The sequence below is a fragment of the Martelella sp. HB161492 genome (assembly GCF_013184775.1).
Taxonomy (GTDB): Bacteria; Pseudomonadota; Alphaproteobacteria; order Rhizobiales; family Rhizobiaceae; genus Martelella.
This window is the reverse complement of sequence record NZ_JAATVV010000005.1, coordinates 15,805-30,210: the sequence shown is the minus strand read 5'-3', so window position 1 is coordinate 30,210 and position 14,406 is coordinate 15,805. Positions and strand designations below refer to the sequence as shown.

17 protein-coding genes are annotated in these 14,406 nt (G+C 57.8%); 2 read left to right on the top strand and 15 right to left on the bottom strand.

The features are described 5' to 3' along the window. Positions 1-87: 87 nt before the first annotated feature. Genes HCK86_RS09530 through HCK86_RS24060 form a run of 14 tightly spaced genes read right to left on the bottom strand, consistent with a single transcriptional unit; the run spans position 88 to position 11,422 of the window. Positions 88-1,149 carry a type IV secretion system protein gene (locus HCK86_RS09530; protein WP_176084239.1) on the bottom strand — a complete coding sequence of 354 codons (1,062 nt, stop codon included), beginning with the start codon at positions 1,147-1,149 and terminating at the stop codon, positions 88-90. Continuing rightward, complete coding sequence (locus HCK86_RS09525) at positions 1,149-1,580, bottom strand: hypothetical protein (protein WP_176084238.1); 432 nt, start codon at positions 1,578-1,580, stop codon at positions 1,149-1,151. The genes HCK86_RS09530 and HCK86_RS09525 overlap by 1 nt, the downstream gene beginning before the upstream one ends. Beyond that, a complete protein-coding gene (locus HCK86_RS09520; RefSeq protein ID WP_176084237.1) occupies positions 1,577-2,554 on the bottom strand; it encodes an ATPase, T2SS/T4P/T4SS family in 978 nt (325 codons plus the stop codon). The genes HCK86_RS09525 and HCK86_RS09520 overlap by 4 nt, the downstream gene beginning before the upstream one ends. After that, positions 2,554-3,855, bottom strand: a complete 1,302-nt coding sequence (locus HCK86_RS09515) for a TrbI/VirB10 family protein (protein ID WP_176084236.1) — start codon at positions 3,853-3,855, stop codon at positions 2,554-2,556. The genes HCK86_RS09520 and HCK86_RS09515 overlap by 1 nt, the downstream gene beginning before the upstream one ends. Beyond that, positions 3,852-4,571, bottom strand: coding sequence for a TrbG/VirB9 family P-type conjugative transfer protein (locus tag HCK86_RS09510; protein ID WP_348641057.1), 720 nt, complete (start codon positions 4,569-4,571; stop codon positions 3,852-3,854). Before HCK86_RS09510 ends, HCK86_RS09515 begins: the two co-directional genes overlap by 4 nt. Next, positions 4,568-5,236 carry a type IV secretion system protein gene (locus HCK86_RS09505; protein WP_176084235.1) on the bottom strand — a complete coding sequence of 223 codons (669 nt, stop codon included), beginning with the start codon at positions 5,234-5,236 and terminating at the stop codon, positions 4,568-4,570. Before HCK86_RS09505 ends, HCK86_RS09510 begins: the two co-directional genes overlap by 4 nt. An 8-nt stretch (positions 5,237-5,244) precedes the next feature. Next, the gene (locus HCK86_RS09500; RefSeq protein WP_176084234.1) at positions 5,245-6,048 is read right to left on the bottom strand and encodes a type IV secretion system protein; all 804 of its coding nucleotides are present in this window, start codon (positions 6,046-6,048) and stop codon (positions 5,245-5,247) included. 10 nt (positions 6,049-6,058) lie between these two features. Then, positions 6,059-7,204 (bottom strand): lytic transglycosylase domain-containing protein, encoded by a 1,146-nt coding sequence (locus HCK86_RS09495; RefSeq protein WP_176084233.1) that lies wholly within the window; start codon positions 7,202-7,204, stop codon positions 6,059-6,061. After that, positions 7,194-7,343, bottom strand: coding sequence for a hypothetical protein (locus HCK86_RS09490; protein ID WP_176084232.1), 150 nt, complete (start codon positions 7,341-7,343; stop codon positions 7,194-7,196). Before HCK86_RS09490 ends, HCK86_RS09495 begins: the two co-directional genes overlap by 11 nt. Continuing rightward, the gene (locus HCK86_RS09485) at positions 7,331-9,775 is read right to left on the bottom strand and encodes a type IV secretion system protein B4 (RefSeq protein WP_176084231.1); all 2,445 of its coding nucleotides are present in this window, start codon (positions 9,773-9,775) and stop codon (positions 7,331-7,333) included. Before HCK86_RS09485 ends, HCK86_RS09490 begins: the two co-directional genes overlap by 13 nt. Beyond that, positions 9,765-10,046, bottom strand: coding sequence for a VirB3 family type IV secretion system protein (locus HCK86_RS09480; RefSeq protein ID WP_176084230.1), 282 nt, complete (start codon positions 10,044-10,046; stop codon positions 9,765-9,767). The genes HCK86_RS09485 and HCK86_RS09480 overlap by 11 nt, the downstream gene beginning before the upstream one ends. 25 nt (positions 10,047-10,071) lie before the next feature. Next, positions 10,072-10,455: a TrbC/VirB2 family protein gene (locus HCK86_RS09475; RefSeq protein ID WP_176084229.1), complete on the bottom strand. Its 384-nt coding sequence runs from the start codon at positions 10,453-10,455 to the stop codon at positions 10,072-10,074. 2 nt (positions 10,456-10,457) lie between these two features. Beyond that, a complete protein-coding gene (locus HCK86_RS24065) occupies positions 10,458-11,126 on the bottom strand; it encodes a lytic transglycosylase domain-containing protein (protein WP_246739536.1) in 669 nt (222 codons plus the stop codon). Next, positions 11,123-11,422, bottom strand: coding sequence for a hypothetical protein (locus HCK86_RS24060; protein WP_246739535.1), 300 nt, complete (start codon positions 11,420-11,422; stop codon positions 11,123-11,125). Before HCK86_RS24060 ends, HCK86_RS24065 begins: the two co-directional genes overlap by 4 nt. A gap of 203 nt (positions 11,423-11,625) precedes the next feature. Here HCK86_RS24060 and HCK86_RS09465 point away from each other — a divergent pair, with 203 nt between their 5' ends. Next, complete coding sequence (locus HCK86_RS09465; protein ID WP_176084227.1) at positions 11,626-12,312, top strand: hypothetical protein; 687 nt, start codon at positions 11,626-11,628, stop codon at positions 12,310-12,312. Between the two features lie 545 nt (positions 12,313-12,857). After that, on the top strand, positions 12,858-13,628 hold the full coding sequence (locus HCK86_RS09460) for an FCD domain-containing protein (protein WP_176084226.1): 771 nt from the start codon (positions 12,858-12,860) through the stop codon (positions 13,626-13,628). A gap of 9 nt (positions 13,629-13,637) precedes the next feature. Here HCK86_RS09460 and HCK86_RS09455 read toward each other — a convergent pair whose 3' ends face one another. Beyond that, on the bottom strand, positions 13,638-14,393 hold the full coding sequence (locus HCK86_RS09455; protein ID WP_281409597.1) for an amino acid ABC transporter ATP-binding protein: 756 nt from the start codon (positions 14,391-14,393) through the stop codon (positions 13,638-13,640). Positions 14,394-14,406 lie beyond the last annotated feature (13 nt).

The following is a 14,406-nucleotide window of genomic DNA, read 5'->3' as shown; positions in this document are numbered from 1 at the left end:
AGGCATTTCAGGCTGCTTGGTTGTCGTAAGTCGGGTTCCAGCGCAGCGGATGGACGATGCAGATGGGGAGATGAACTGGGCAAAGCTTTACGGTGTTGCCGGAAAGGACTTCTTCTGCCTTTCGGCATTTTCACGCTGCTTTTTCGCCAGTCGCTCAGCTCGTTCATGCATCCGGAGCGCCAGGCCATGATCTGGTGGCCTTGTGTTGTTGGGTGGCGTGTTGCCGGTTGGCCCGCCTGGTGCCTGTCCAGTATCACCACATGAATTCTTCGCTATCGGGTTCTCTTTCAGAAGCGACTTTCCGAGTGTTGCAAGAGCAAATGTGGCTGCGATCGGGGAAGCCGCGGCGATAACGCCGGACAGAGCGCTGACGATCGTGGGAATGAAGATCACGCTGATCAGCAGAATGATCAGGCAAGTGAGAAAGGGGATGAAGTCAGAAATACTTCTCGAAACGGATGCATCAAGAGTGTCTGAATATCCGATCACGAGACGCAGAACTGATCCGAGAAGGACTGCGATTACGAGCGGGTAGAGCATGTAGTGGATGCAGCTATGCAGCCATTTATAGAAGTAGTCCTTTGTGGCTTCGAACATGCTGAGTGCAATGAAGATCGGCGCAACGCCGATAAAGATCGTGACGATGATATTCGCAAAAATGAGCACTATTGCCACAGCCGCGCACAAAAGCCCCATCGAGAAGGTGACAAGTGCACCCATGACTGCTCCGGTCATCCAGCCCATGGGTGCGAGCATCTGGTTGACCTGGGTTTTGTAGGCACTGAGAAAACTGTCCATGGCGCCTGCCAGGCCGCCGTAACTGGAGACGGTCTGTCCACCGTAGTTTCCCAGCAGCGTGCCGGCAATCGAGTCGATGGTGCCTTGAACCGCCATGGCGATCTTGTTGAACTCAGACCATTGCAGGCCTATGGTGATGATGGCGATCAGCTTGATGAGGTTGACAAGAATCGCGCCCGACGACATGGGGCGATATTGCAGCAGGATGTTAACGCCCATCAGGACAACAGCGAGTGTGGCCGCCGTGGCAAAGGTGGTGGACAGCTCGGATACGACCTCGCCAAAGGCAGAGGCTGCCACGTTGTTGAGCTGGTTTTGGGCGCTGTTCACAAAGCCGGAGATGACACCCATCACTTGATCCCCTGGCTGCGGCAGTAGTTCGTGAATTCATTCAACATTCTGCCCCCTTCAACGACATAACCGGGCATCCAAGGCGCATCGTCGGCGTTGAGGGGAAGGATCTTGGTCTGATACTCTGCCAGAGCTGCGTCCCATCTCGGGAAACGTAATTCACAGGTGCACGTGCCAACCTTCATCAGATTTGCGGCAATCTGATGAAAATAAACGGCCTCTAACATGCGGCCACCGCCCTGTCCCTGCACCCATTTCTCTGCGACTTGAGGACGTCTATAGCCAGTGCAGCCGCCAAGCGTTGTATATGTCTCGGCATTTGGATCTTCCTTCTTGAATGTGAAATATCCTGCGTCGGGCCTCGCCTGCTGAGCGGCGGCGACGGTTGCACCGAGCGTTGCGGCAAGTGCCAGACATACGGTCTTGTTCATTGGGTTCCCTCCTCTTCGACCCGGTAGATTTCAGCGACGCCCCAGCGCCCGCCAATCTTGCCGGACTGGATGATCACGTCGATGGTGCGGCGGATATAGGCAGTAAGGTTGTCGTAACTCATGGGAATGTCGGCGTGGCTTGCGGCGATGGCGAGACGATCAAGCGCCAGGCGCGGCGTCTCGGCATGGATGGTGGTCATCGATCCGCCATGGCCGGTATTGATGGTTTCCAGAAAGGTCATGGCCTCACGGCCGCGCACCTCACCGACAATGATGCGATCGGGCCTGAGCCTGAGCGTTGCTTCCAGTAGCTGATTCGTGGTGCGCGACGTACCGTCCTTGTCGGCGATCAGCGCCACGGTGTTGGGTTGCTCGGGATAAAGCTCGCGGGAATCTTCAATGGTGATGATCCGGTCAGTCACCGGGATCATCGATATGATCTTTCTGAGTGCCACGGACTTGCCGCTTTCGGTGCCTCCCGAGATCAGGATGTTCATCCTGTTCTCGACGGCAAAGCGCAAGGACTCCATCAGATTGCCGGCAGAGATCAGCTGAGCAAGAGCCTGGTTCTTTTCCCTGCATCTTTGATCCAGTGACACCGGTTTATCATGCAGCCAGTCAAGGGTGATCTGATCGAGTGGAAGGGCAGCAAAGAGGCGGAAAGACATAGCCGGTTCTCCACCCGCTGTTGCGGGCGGGAGGACGGCCTGCGCGCGCAAGGGGCGGTCCCTATAGGTGACGGAGGCCGAAATCAGCAGTTTGTTCCTGCCGGTCTGGGCGTGATTGGCGCCGGCAATATGATTGGTCAGCTTCAGGCTGAAGCCCTCATCAACCATTTCGCCGGTATCGACCATGGCGTGATCACCGCGTCTGAGCAGCCAGATACGGCGATCGGGATTGATCGAGAGTTCAATCGTGGCCGAATCATCCAGCCATTGGGCAAAGCGGCCGAGATAGTGTTCGACGTGATCCATCAAAAAATCTCCAGATCGCGATCGACCATGATTGTGATTTCCGACCCCTGATCGATGCCGAGTGTTGGCTTGCGGTTGAGATAGGCCGAAAGCGTGTTGCCGAGCGCGCCGGAAAGGTTTTGCGCCATGGCGTCGGCAATGTCCGATCCGTTGTTGTTGTCGCCCTTGTCTTCAATGAGAAGCGCAGGCGCGAGTGTGATCAGGCTGATAAGGGCAGCCGAGCCGAAGCGCGCGCTGAAATGGGTATCGACCTTACCGCTGGCACCGGAACGGCCAATGGCATCACCACCATAGGCACCGATATTGACGGTCTGGTTGTCAGGCATGATGATCCGATGCCAGACGATCATGACGCGGCGCTGGCCGAGCACGATATCGTCGGAATAGGCACCGACGACATGAGAGCCGCGCGGAATGAGAACGCGGCTTCCGTCGAAGGAATGAACATCCTCGGTGGTGATGGCGCGGATTGCGCCGGGAAGATCGGTGTTGATGGCGGTTTCAAGTGCCGCCTGGATCATGGTCCCCTGCATCACGGTGTTGGCCGGATTGGCGATGATCGCCGCCTTTTCGACGGTTGCCGGCTTTGCCTGTTCGCGGGCGAAGAGCTCGTTATTGCTCATCTTGTGCACTTCGCCATTGTCACCACCGGCTGCTGTTTCGCTATTGCCGGAACGGGCATAGGCAACCATCGGTGAATTGACGCGCTGTTGATAAAGATCTTCGTCACTATGGTCTGGCGGCGCTTCATTGAGGCCGCGCAGGCGGGCGGCATCGAGATTGGCCTGCATGATTTTCAGTTGCCGGTCACGTTCTTCGAGCGCCCTGCGGTTCTCCTTCTGGGCATCGTCAAAGGTGGCTTGCAGCTTTGTCAGCTGGGCAAGCAACTGTTCGATCTTCTCATCAGCACCATCGTCTTCGACCGGCTGCGGTTCCTGTGGCGGCTGGTTGCGTAATGCGTCGAGTTCGGCTTTGAGCGCGGCCAGCTGCTTCAGCAGTTCCGGATCCGGTTCGGCTGGCGGCGCCGGTTGCGGTACTGGCTTTGCGATCTGGCCGAAGGGGTCGCCATTGCCGGTCTGGAACTGTTCGGCGCTGCCGGTTTCGAGCGTCTTTTCCGGTTTCGGCCAGTAGACGAAGACGAGAAAGCCGGCTGCGACGCCGATCATGACGACGGCTGGAAGAAGGCGGCCCTTGAATGCTGCGCTAGATTGGCCGCCACGGCGCTGCTTCTTTGCCGTATCGATCGCATCGGCCATACGGGCGGCATCGGCTTCCGGGCTGGTGTCTTGCTCCTGGGTCATTTTGGCGGATCCATCATGGCGACGACGGTCTCGGTGGTTCCGGCACGCAGGACCCAATATTGGGAAATCCCGCTGACGCGGACGGTTCCGTCGGCCGTTGTCGTGGAATTGACGGTGCGCTCCGGCCCCGACTGTGTCTTGAAGATTGCTGGCACACGGCCGGCCTCGGGGAAGCGGAAATAGGTGAAGGCTCCGTCATCCCAGACCTGAAGCGGCGTGATATCGTTCAGGACATTGGCGCCGTAGGACGTATAGGGGGCCGTGTGTTTGACCATCTTGCTGGATGCCGCGCTGCCCGTGTTCTTGCTCGAAACACCGCCATCGAAGCGGACGGCGTAATAGGCTGCGTGGCCGGTTTCCCTGATTTCGAAGTAATAAGCGCGGCGATTGGTATAGACGGAGGCGTTGGTTACGGCCCCTTCCGCCACCGGCTTGATGCCGAAGGCCTGGCCGCCAGCGGCCGGCTGCGGCTCCTGAAACCCTGCGGTGTCACCCATCAGGATATTGGTGATGTATTCGCCGGGACCGAACTCGATCATGGTTGTGCGCAGCCGGTTGGTGTCGATCCTGTAGACCTGGCCGTCCACATAGCGGGCGTTTCTGACGCGGCTGTCATAGCGACCGGCAGCGGGAACGGATTCCGCCTTGGCCGGGCTGGTCAGGACCGGAAGGACAGTCACAAGGACTGCAAGCGGTGCGATAAGAAACCGTCTCACTGGCTGGCCTCCTTTGCCTTGAAGCGTTCGGCGACCACCCGGTAATCCCTGACCTTGAAGCCGAATGGATTGTTCCAGATATCCTTGAGGTCCCGCAGCGTGGATGGCTCAAAATCATAGGCGAGCGTGACCACGAAGGTTCCCTCGCTGACGCCATCCGGAGAGGTCAGCCGTTTGGTGATACGCGCTTGCGCCCGCTGATTGGAAATCTGCGTGATCGAGGCAATGGCAACGTCGATACGGGCGTGACTACCATAGACGGACGGCGGATAGTTCGCATCGGTTGCGTCCCAGAGCCGGTTGAGCGAGTTCAGCGCTTCGCCGGTCGAGCGATCGATAACGCTTTTGATGCGCAGATCATTGTCGAGCTGGTTATAGGTCTCACGGTCATGCACATAGGCGTAAATCAGAGACTCAAGAACGGCCTCTTTCTCATGCATGCCGATGGTACCCACGCGAGCCTGCGGCAAAGCCACGCCCGTGGCCGGATCGAAGGGCACGAGAACGGGCGGCGGCTTGTCGATGACGAGGGCTTCCACACCGGCAAGGAGGCAGCCGGCAGCGCCGAAGACGAGGCTGACGAGGGCAATTTTACGCCACCGCGCTTCGCGATCGCGGGCGCCGAAGATCAGTTCTTCCTCAAGAAGGTCTTTGACTGATGACATTGCCGGCCTCACTCGTTTGAAAACGTCATGTATTTGCGCTCGTCGGCAATCGCCGCCGCCGAGAGCACACCGGCCTGACCGTTATAGACAGCCTCGATCGACTGCAGTTCGAGTGACTTGGCGAGTTGCACGGAAAGCTCGGCCAGCATGCGGGTGTTGAGATCGATGGACTCTTTAATGTCGGCACTTTCCTTCGACATATTGACGATCTTTTCGACCCGCTGCAGCGACTGACCTGTTTCGGAGTAGGTCTGTTCGGCGGATGCCGCCAGAACCGCGCCAGCCGAGGCCTGACTTGCCGCCCGCTGCGCGCCGGGGTCTGCCGACTGCGCCAGTGCCGCGACATTTTCCTGCGACAGCCCGGCAGCGGACAAGGCCTGTGTCACGCCCTTGCGCATGACAGAGCTCTTGCCATCGGCGAAGCCGGACCAATTGCCGGTCTTGCCGGCATTGATGGTGCCGAGCACGTCGCCAAGACTGGATTTGAGAACACCGTCGAGCCTGGGGCCGGCGTCTTCAAGTTTCAGATCATCCATTGCCATGCCGACGATATCGCGCGCGCCGGAGAATTGGCCGTAGATCCCTTTCAGTTGGGTAAGTTGCGCCTCAAGCTGCTTGATCTGTGTTTTAGCCTGTTCGAGGATACCCTTCTGAATGCCGGCGTCAGCATCCATGACGAGCCATTGTGCATAGGTCTGGGCCAGACTTGCTTCATCGCTGGTCGGGATGCCTGATGGCACGGACTGTGCATGGGATTGCGATGCGAGAAGGCCGGTCACGGCGAGCGAAAGAATGAAGGATGTGCGTTTCATCGGGGTCATCTCACTGATTGGAAAAAGTCATGTAGGCGCGCTCCCCGGCGTGGAGGGCGGCCTGTTGCAGGGCATCGGCGCTGACCTGTTTTGTCTGGGCCGCCAGAAGGCGCAGACGCAGCACCATGATCCGTTCCATCTCGGCGCGCGCATAGGTGTTGATCACCCAGGCCTTGGCCGGATTGGTGTTGTTTTCCATCTGGATCATGATGGCCTTGACCCGGTAGGCGATGGCGGCAACCTCGGCGTTGAGGTTGGCGCCATAGGCCATGGCATTGTCGCTCGACATGGAGAAATTGGCTGAAGAGGCCAGCACCGGATCAATGGTGCCGGTCGCGTCAATGCCGCCGATCAGAGCGAGATATTCGTTGTATTTCTTCGGAATGACCTGGACGTAGTGTTGCGTCTCTTTGAACGGCGGCACGCCGTTATGTTTGCGGACATTGCCAGGACCTGCATTATAGGCGGCAAGGCCATGAACGACGTTGCCGTTGAACATATTCAGCATATTGCCGAGATAGTTGGCACCGCCGCGCACCTGTGCGTTCGGGTCCGTCCTATAGGCGGGATTGACGCCCATATCCGAGGCCGTTCCCGGCATGAGCTGGGTCAGACCATAGGCGCCGACCGGCGATGTGACATGGGCATTGAAACGGCTTTCCTGCCAGATCAGCGCTTGCAGCAGCGCGCGCCACTGTGCCTGTGACAAGCCGGCCGCACTGACCCCTGCATTGCCATAGGTCGCCTTGGCACCAGCAATGATCACATCTTCGACCGTGGGGGCAGCATCGCCGAAGGTCTGTGCGGCGGCCGGGTTGGTGTCGTCCGGATTATAGAGCTGGCTGACGGCCGCCTTGTCCTCGCCAGCGCCTTCTTCCAGCGTGTCTATCGTCTTTTCGGTACTCTCTGACGGGACGTTACCGGCATCGATCAGCCGGTCCAGTTCCTTGATGATATCGGCGTCGAGATCGAGAAGCTGACCGGCGCGGGAGCGCTTCTGGTCCTGTGTCGTCAGGTCCGCGTTCAAGGCGTCGAGGATATCGCTTTCCTGGTTTACCAGGGCTCTGTCGAACACGGGTATACCGGCAGCCAGAGCATTACCGGTCCCGGTCATCAGCAGCATGGCGACAGCCGCGATTTTTCGTTTATGGCGCATCACTGCCCCACAGTTCCGGCAGTAGCGTGAAAGTGCAGCTTGCCTTGCCGTGCCGGAAGCAGTCGGAGCTTGCCGGATTGGTCGTGGCACAGGCAGAGACGGAAAGAACAAGGATCAGAAGAGAGATCAGCCGGAACATGCAACGTCCTCCTGGCTGTTGGTTGACTTGAGGCGGCGGGCGAGAGCGGCGCGGCCGGCCGGGCCGCCGCCAAGGATTTTGAGGTCTTCGCCAAGGGCCGAGAGATCGACATTCAGCATCACCGAAGCCGCCTGATTGCGGACAAGGGCGAGACGGGCATTGCCGTTTCCGTTCAGCAGGTTTGACAGTTCCTGTTGGTTCAGATCGAGCGCCGCATAATGTTCCGGCCTGGCATTCGCATTCGGAATGAGGATCTGGTTCGAGATCGCCTGCAGCATGGAAAGCCCTGCCCTGCTCTGTTCCAGCTGGGAGGGAAACTGTGTGACCATCAGCACCACGGCATTGAGCTTGCGTGCGGTCACCAGCCAGTTCTGAAGCTTTTCGGCAAAATAGTCGGTCGCCAGAGCCTTCCACGCCTCATCAATAATGATCACGGTCGGGCGGCGGTCCTGCAACTTGCGCTCCAGGCGCTGGAACAGATAGCCGAGAATGGCTGTGCGTTCCTTGTCCTGTCCGGAATCGAGCAGTGTCGTCAGATCGAAGCCCATGACGGGTTCATCAAGGGCGAAACTGTCGGTATTGTTGTCACCGAAGACCCAGCCGAAACGGCCGCCCGTGGTCCATTCGCGCACGCGGCCTTCCAGATCGCCATCGTCATCGACATGGCGGAGGGCAGCGGCCAGGTGTTCGAATGTGCGCAGGTGTTCGGGCAGACTGGTATTCTCGACGACAGCATCATGGATGGCCTGGATCTGGACTGGCGAAAACGGGTGATCCGGCCGGTTCAGAAGCGCTGACAGCCAGTCACCAAGCCACATCTGACCGATGGCATCTGTCTCCGCAAAGAGTGGGTTAAGACCGGTCGGCCTGTCTGCGGCGATCGTCGCATAGCGCCCGCCCAGCGCCTCGATCTGAACTTCCAGCCCGCAGCGATAGTCAAAGGCAAAGACCCGAGCATCGACGCGGGCAAGCTGGGCGGCGAGAAAGGCGACCAGCAGCGATTTGCCGCCACCGGTCGGCCCGAAGACAAGCCCGTGTCCGGCTGACGGTTCGGCATCGGGCTTTCCTTCTGGATGGAACGAGAACTGAAAGCCGCTCCGATCTGGCGTCGGAAAGATGCTGACGGGCGTCTGCCACGGCAGGCTCGTCCCGGCAAGGCCGGTCGGGGTCCGGTGCAGAGAGGCCATGCAGGCATAGGCGCGATTGCTGATCAGCCCGGTTCTTGCACGATAGGTGGCATTGCCTGGCCACTGTGCAAAATAGTGGCCCTGCCCGGCAAACGCCTCGGTGATGATTTTTGTGCCGCCTTCCTGGCTGATCTGGGAGAGTTCTGCCGACGCGTTTTCGAGGTCTGTCTCATTGTCGGCATAGACCGCGACCGTCATGTGATGGGTGCCGAAAGTCTCAAGCCCGCTCGCCAGCCGGTCGAGACCAACGCCGAGGGTTTCGCTTTCGGTGCGGGCGGCATTGCCAAGCCCGCTGCGCTGACGCATGGTCCGCTGGAAGCGCTCGGTGACAATGTCTTCGGACGCTGGTACGAATGAATGGGTGACGACTAAGTCGGCGGGCAAATTCAGCTCGTCGAACATCCCGGCAACGGCTTGCCGTGGATAGGTCTTGATTGCAAATATCCGCCCGACCCTGTTCGGTACTGATCCGCCCGAGATAGTGATCTTTGTGCCCCGGAAAGTCGGACGATAATTGGCGACACTGCGTGACAGGACGGCAATTTCCGGGTTTGGCCAGGCCACGGTTTCGGTGCCCGTTCCAATGGCTTCAAGAAAGCCGATCAGCTCGCCACTTTCTCCCGTCAGAACCCGGCCATTCATCCCAGCCGTTGCCGACAGTAAAATCCGCACAAGGTCATTGAGTGTCTGAAGACGCTCGCACCTGTCATCGGCATAGTGCGACCAGCCTGTATTGCCATTGCCGGACAGCGCCGCCCGGATGCGCTCGAAACCCTGCAGGGTCTGCTGCAGCCTTTTGGGCCGGTTCATGATGGTGATCGTCAGCGTGATATCGCGCAGGCCCCGCCGCTGGAGGTGCCGTTGCCATTTGCAATCTATATCCTGCGCGAAACCGGGTTGGACGATCGCGGCAATTTCCGGCCTGAATGGCTTGCTGATCTTGTGGACGTAGAAGCTGTGTCCCGTGCCGGCATGTGTGATAATCTCGGCCATCCGCTTCCTGAGGCCGTCGATGTTCTCGTCCGTCGCCGTGAGTGCATTCAGGCCGTCCACCCGAATGCACTGCATCAGCTCACCGCCGCGTGTCAGAATGGTCTTGTCATCGTCCTGCAGGGTGACGAAGGGCAGATCATCCTCGAACTGCAATTCATGTTTCATGGCACGCGGATAGATCCGTTTGCCATTGGTGGAATTGAACAGCCTTTTAAAACCCGGCGAAAATTCCTTTCGGCTTTTACGGCTCATAGGAAAATCCCCCCCAGATCCTGCGATTGCGGCACACGCCAAAATTCCGCGTCGTGACCGAAATGACGGTAAAAAAGTGCGGATCCCACTGGGTCAGACCGTAGAGAAAGGCGTAGCCCGGGATGGCGAAGGCGAGGCTGAAAAAGCTCTCGCTCCACATGAAGGCCAGCAGGCTTGTGACCATCAGTACGGCGAAGGCACCGCTCGGCAGGCCGAACACCTTTGTCGGCCGCAGCAGGCCGGTGTAAATTGTTTCGGTTTGAAGCGTCATGGTGCCCCCCTTGTCGTGACTCCGGTCAGGAGCCACTGCCCCAGAGGCTGTTGACGACGGTCGGTGCGGCGCCGACAAAGACGATGGCGACGACGATCCACATGGCCTGGCGGAAATCGATCACGCCGAAGAACCAGCTGATGAAGACGCCGACAAGCGCCAGCGTGGCGGCGGTCTTGCCGAGCGTGCCGGTCAGGGCGTCAACGAGCGACTGAAGAAAGTTCTGGATCGCATTTGTATTGACGGACTGGGCGAAGGCGGGTTCGCTGAAGATGAGCAGCGCCAGAAGGGCTGCACTCAGAATGCAAGCGGCTCTGAAAAGTCGTGTATGCCAACTACTATTAAATTTAGGGTTGTGTTTGACGGCATACGAAAACGGCACTGTGTCGAAAGCGGTGACAGCGGTCATGCTTATTTCCTGTCTGTGGTTTCGGAAGTTTTGAGACGGTGATAGACGGCCATGACCTTGCGGACATGACCTTGCGTTTCCGCGTAGGGCGGAATTCCACCATGCCGGGTGACCGCATCGGGTCCGGCATTATAGGCGGCGAGCGCCAGCTCCTTGGAACCGAAGCGATCAAGCTGCATCAGCAGATAACGGGCAGAGCCGTCGAGGTTCTGTTTGGGATCACGAGGATCAACACCGAGATGGGCCGCAGTTTCCGGCATCAGCTGACCGAGACCAATGGCTCCGGCATGGCTGATGCTCGATTGCCGGTAATTGCTCTCAACGGCGATATTGGCAGAGAACAAAGCCATCCAGTCGGTCACCGACAGGCCTGCCTTGCATAAGCCATTGTTTCCGGCATAGCGCAAAGCCGTCTCTTCGATTGCTGTCTTAATGTCTGCCGCCGGGATGGATGTTTTGATGGTGGTCGGTGTTGCCACCTCGTTCGATTTTGCAGCAGGTTTGGAGCATAGTGGCACGCCGCCGGGACCATAGCTGAAAGAAAACGCCCCCTGCCCTTGTGCGCAGGCGTGAGATGTCCGAACTCCGCCAGGACCGTAGTTAAATGCAAAATCGGCAGCGATAGCTGGGACGCCAGCTGAAACGGCCAGCACTAGACCAGCAAGGGTCAATCGGTATTGATTTCCTCTACGGGGGTCATGGGGATGGGCAGGATGGTCTCGTCCGGCATCATTTCCCGATAATAGCGAAACAGCGCGGCGAAGGTCCTGAAGTAGCGAATTTCTGCAGTGTGATAGACGACGACACGATAGATTGTTGGGTCGTCCGGCAACCGAACATGGACCCGCCAGGCGAGTTTCCCGTTCAAGAGAACGGTTTCGACTTCCAGTCTCCCGCCTTTCCGTCTGATCAGATGCCTGATGGCAAAGGTATTGGCTGGTTGAACGACAACACGGGTTGTGGACACGCCACCTCCAGAAAGCATGAGCGACACGTCCGAAGGATTTGCTTCGGACTGAGCCGTGCTTTTCATGTTTGAATAAATATATCAACACATCGATCATTTTTATGCTTTGAGCACTAAGTCGTAAAATGATCAATATTACGGATCGATTAATATTTACAAAATATTAATCGAATTTCAAAATGTGTTGTTAGAAGAAGACGAAATTGATTCTTAAGTTGTTCCGACATGGTGCGCTCCAGGTGCATTCGGCATTGTTCAATGAGGTTAATGTGAAGGGATCTGACAAGACGATAGGACGGCGGCTATCGCTCATGGCCGCATCATTCGCGGCTGCTTTTGCCGTCCAGACTCCGGCTTTTGCAGATGAGGACTATGACCTCGATTGCGCTGTGATCCTGTGCCTGGCGGGTGGTTTTCCTGTCGGTTGCGCCGATGCATGGGACTATATGATTGATCGCATCACCCACATTCCATCAAAGCCGCCATTCGGTTTCTGCGCCATGTCGGATGGTTCTCAATACACGGACTATAGCACTCCCTATAAACGCCTGAATGGCGATGACGAGAGAGGCTGGTACTGCCCGGATGGTCTCATGCTCCACCACGAGATCTCCCGTGATGACAATGGCAGGCGCCGGGTTGAGGCCTTCTGCTACAAAAGCGTTTCATATCGATGGAAAGGCTACGGCGAAGACCGCCGCAAGGTCCCTGTCTACAGTAACAGGCAGGCGGCAACGCCGCTGGATCTCGAGATGCAGATCACCATCGCGCCGGGGACGGCCGATGAGTACCGGTCATCCGTGTTTCGAATCAATACCAAAACGGGTTTCAGAGTAGAGGTGCGAACGAATGAGGGTGATTTATACTTCGATGGCGCCGGCCAGGACTAGCGGCAGGCCAAAGTCAACACAGAACCCTGCCAGAGACTACACCCTCAACCTACGCCCACTAGGTTGAACCCGAACATCATCCAGCAGCATGCGCCGGCTGGGAAGAGCGGCAACCACTCCATCTATTCAGATCGATGTGATTGGTCGTTGGGAAACGGCCCATGGCCCGGGTGGCTTGAGGTATAGTCGATCGCGGCCAGCGATTGGTCGACGGTCTGCTATGGTCGCACATCGACGCTAATGGCGTACTTTCGAAGCCAATAAGCACAACAGGCCAGACAGCCGAACACGATACCCGCGCCTACCCAATTGAAATCTTTGGTGATCCCGACGCGATTCGAACGCGTGACCCTCAGATTAGGAATTTGGGTTAACGCCTTGATTGCGTTGTTGCACGTTTCGTCTTTCCGAGCTGGTTCCCCGCCCTATGAACAGGGCATCACATCCATCACCTGCACGTCGCCACACCGCTGTTGACATCACGGTTTGAACGAAATTCATCCAGTCATGTTGTTAGAAAAAATAACAGGTGCTAGATCTGTCGCATGGCCCATCTGACAATTACACCGACCCACAAGAACCGTCTGGCGGACTCTGTCTATAAGCAAATTCTCTCGCAAATTACGACGGGCGAGTTTTCCGCAGGCGACAAACTGCCTTCTGAGGCACAGCTCTCGCATGCTTTCGGCGTGTCGAGGCCGGTCGTGCGCGAAGCGCTACTGCGATTGACAACGGATGGTCTGGTTCATTCAAAACGCGGTATCGGAACATTCGTCTCGACACAGCCGTCGACCCGGCTGACCGAGTTTGCCGATATCTCTCAGCTTTCCAACTATATCCGGTCCTTCGAGCCGCGGATCATTCTTGAGGTCGAGGCTGCCCGACTTGCGGCGCAAAGACGTTCTCTTGCCGACATCGAGCGCATTTCGGCGTCCGTCGATCAACTGAACCGGGCGATTGCCGCCGGTGAGCTCGGACTCGAACAGGATGCAGAATTTCATGCCGCAATCGCAGCGGCCTGCGGCAACCAGTATTTCGTCGAAATACTCGCAACGCTGCGCTGGCCAGTCACAAGTGCGATGAACATCGGGCTGGAGCTGGCGCGCGGCCGCCCGCCGACACGCAGAATGCGCATCATCGAAGAACATGCCAGCATCCTGAAGGCGATTGCCGCAGAGGATAGTGATGCGGCGGCAAGCTATATGAAGTATCACCTTTTGCAGGCGCGAGCCGCCGTTCTCGATGCGCAGCATCTTGAAAGGGCACGCGAGGATGCCCCGCGTGCTGATGACCTCTCCGAAGACGGACAATCGTGACAAAAACCGTCAGTGCAATATCTGCGACAGGAAATCCTTCGCCCGCTCCGTCTGCGGGTTGTTGAAGAACGCCTCCGGCTCAGCAACCTCGACCACTGTACCGCAATCCATGAAGATCACCCGGTCGGCGACCTGACGGGCAAAGTTCATCTCATGGGTCACACAGATCATCGTGCTGCCTTCCTCGGCGAGCCCGACCATAGTGTCGAGCACTTCTCGCACCATTTCGGGATCAAGCGCGGAGGTCGGCTCATCGAAGAGCATGACTTCGGGGTTCATCGACAAGGCACGGGCGATTGCCACGCGCTGTTGCTGGCCACCCGAAAGCTGGGCCGGATATTTTCCGGCCTGTTCTGGAATACGCACCCGTTCCAGAAAACGAGTGGCGATTTTGCGCGCTTCTTCACGCGGTAACCCCTTCACCTTCATCGGTGCGATCATGCAGTTTTCAAGCACAGTCATGTGCGGAAAAAGGTTGAAGTTCTGAAAGACCATGCCGGTGCGGCGGCGGACTGTGTCAGTTGATCTGCGCTTGCCATCGAGCTCTGTGCCAGCAACGGTCAGCTGCCCTTCCTGATAGGGTTCAAGAGCGTTGAGGCAACGGATCAGCGTGGACTTGCCCGAGCCGGAGGGGCCGCAGATAACGATGGTCTCGCCCCTGGAAACGGAAAGATCGATATCCTTGAGCGCGTGAAAGGCGCCAAAATACTTGTTCAGCTTCCGGGCCGTGACGATATGGTCCGTTGCAGCATCCATATTGATCATGAGCAGCTCCTCC

Coding starts and splice junctions, on each gene's coding strand:
- HCK86_RS09530 (WP_176084239.1), bottom strand. CDS start 1,149: ATGGGTGTCATCTCCGGCTTTGTGAACAGCGCCCAAAACCAGCTCAAC.
- HCK86_RS09525 (WP_176084238.1), bottom strand. CDS start 1,580: ATGAACAAGACCGTATGTCTGGCACTTGCCGCAACGCTCGGTGCAACC.
- HCK86_RS09520 (WP_176084237.1), bottom strand. CDS start 2,554: ATGGATCACGTCGAACACTATCTCGGCCGCTTTGCCCAATGGCTGGAT.
- HCK86_RS09515 (WP_176084236.1), bottom strand. CDS start 3,855: ATGACCCAGGAGCAAGACACCAGCCCGGAAGCCGATGCCGCCCGTATG.
- HCK86_RS09505 (WP_176084235.1), bottom strand. CDS start 5,236: ATGTCATCAGTCAAAGACCTTCTTGAGGAAGAACTGATCTTCGGCGCC.
- HCK86_RS09500 (WP_176084234.1), bottom strand. CDS start 6,048: ATGAAACGCACATCCTTCATTCTTTCGCTCGCCGTGACCGGCCTTCTC.
- HCK86_RS09495 (WP_176084233.1), bottom strand. CDS start 7,204: ATGCGCCATAAACGAAAAATCGCGGCTGTCGCCATGCTGCTGATGACC.
- HCK86_RS09490 (WP_176084232.1), bottom strand. CDS start 7,343: ATGTTCCGGCTGATCTCTCTTCTGATCCTTGTTCTTTCCGTCTCTGCC.
- HCK86_RS09485 (WP_176084231.1), bottom strand. CDS start 9,775: ATGAGCCGTAAAAGCCGAAAGGAATTTTCGCCGGGTTTTAAAAGGCTG.
- HCK86_RS09480 (WP_176084230.1), bottom strand. CDS start 10,046: ATGACGCTTCAAACCGAAACAATTTACACCGGCCTGCTGCGGCCGACA.
- HCK86_RS09475 (WP_176084229.1), bottom strand. CDS start 10,455: ATGACCGCTGTCACCGCTTTCGACACAGTGCCGTTTTCGTATGCCGTC.
- HCK86_RS09460 (WP_176084226.1), top strand. CDS start 12,858: ATGGCCCATCTGACAATTACACCGACCCACAAGAACCGTCTGGCGGAC.
- HCK86_RS09455 (WP_281409597.1), bottom strand. CDS start 14,393: ATGATCAATATGGATGCTGCAACGGACCATATCGTCACGGCCCGGAAG.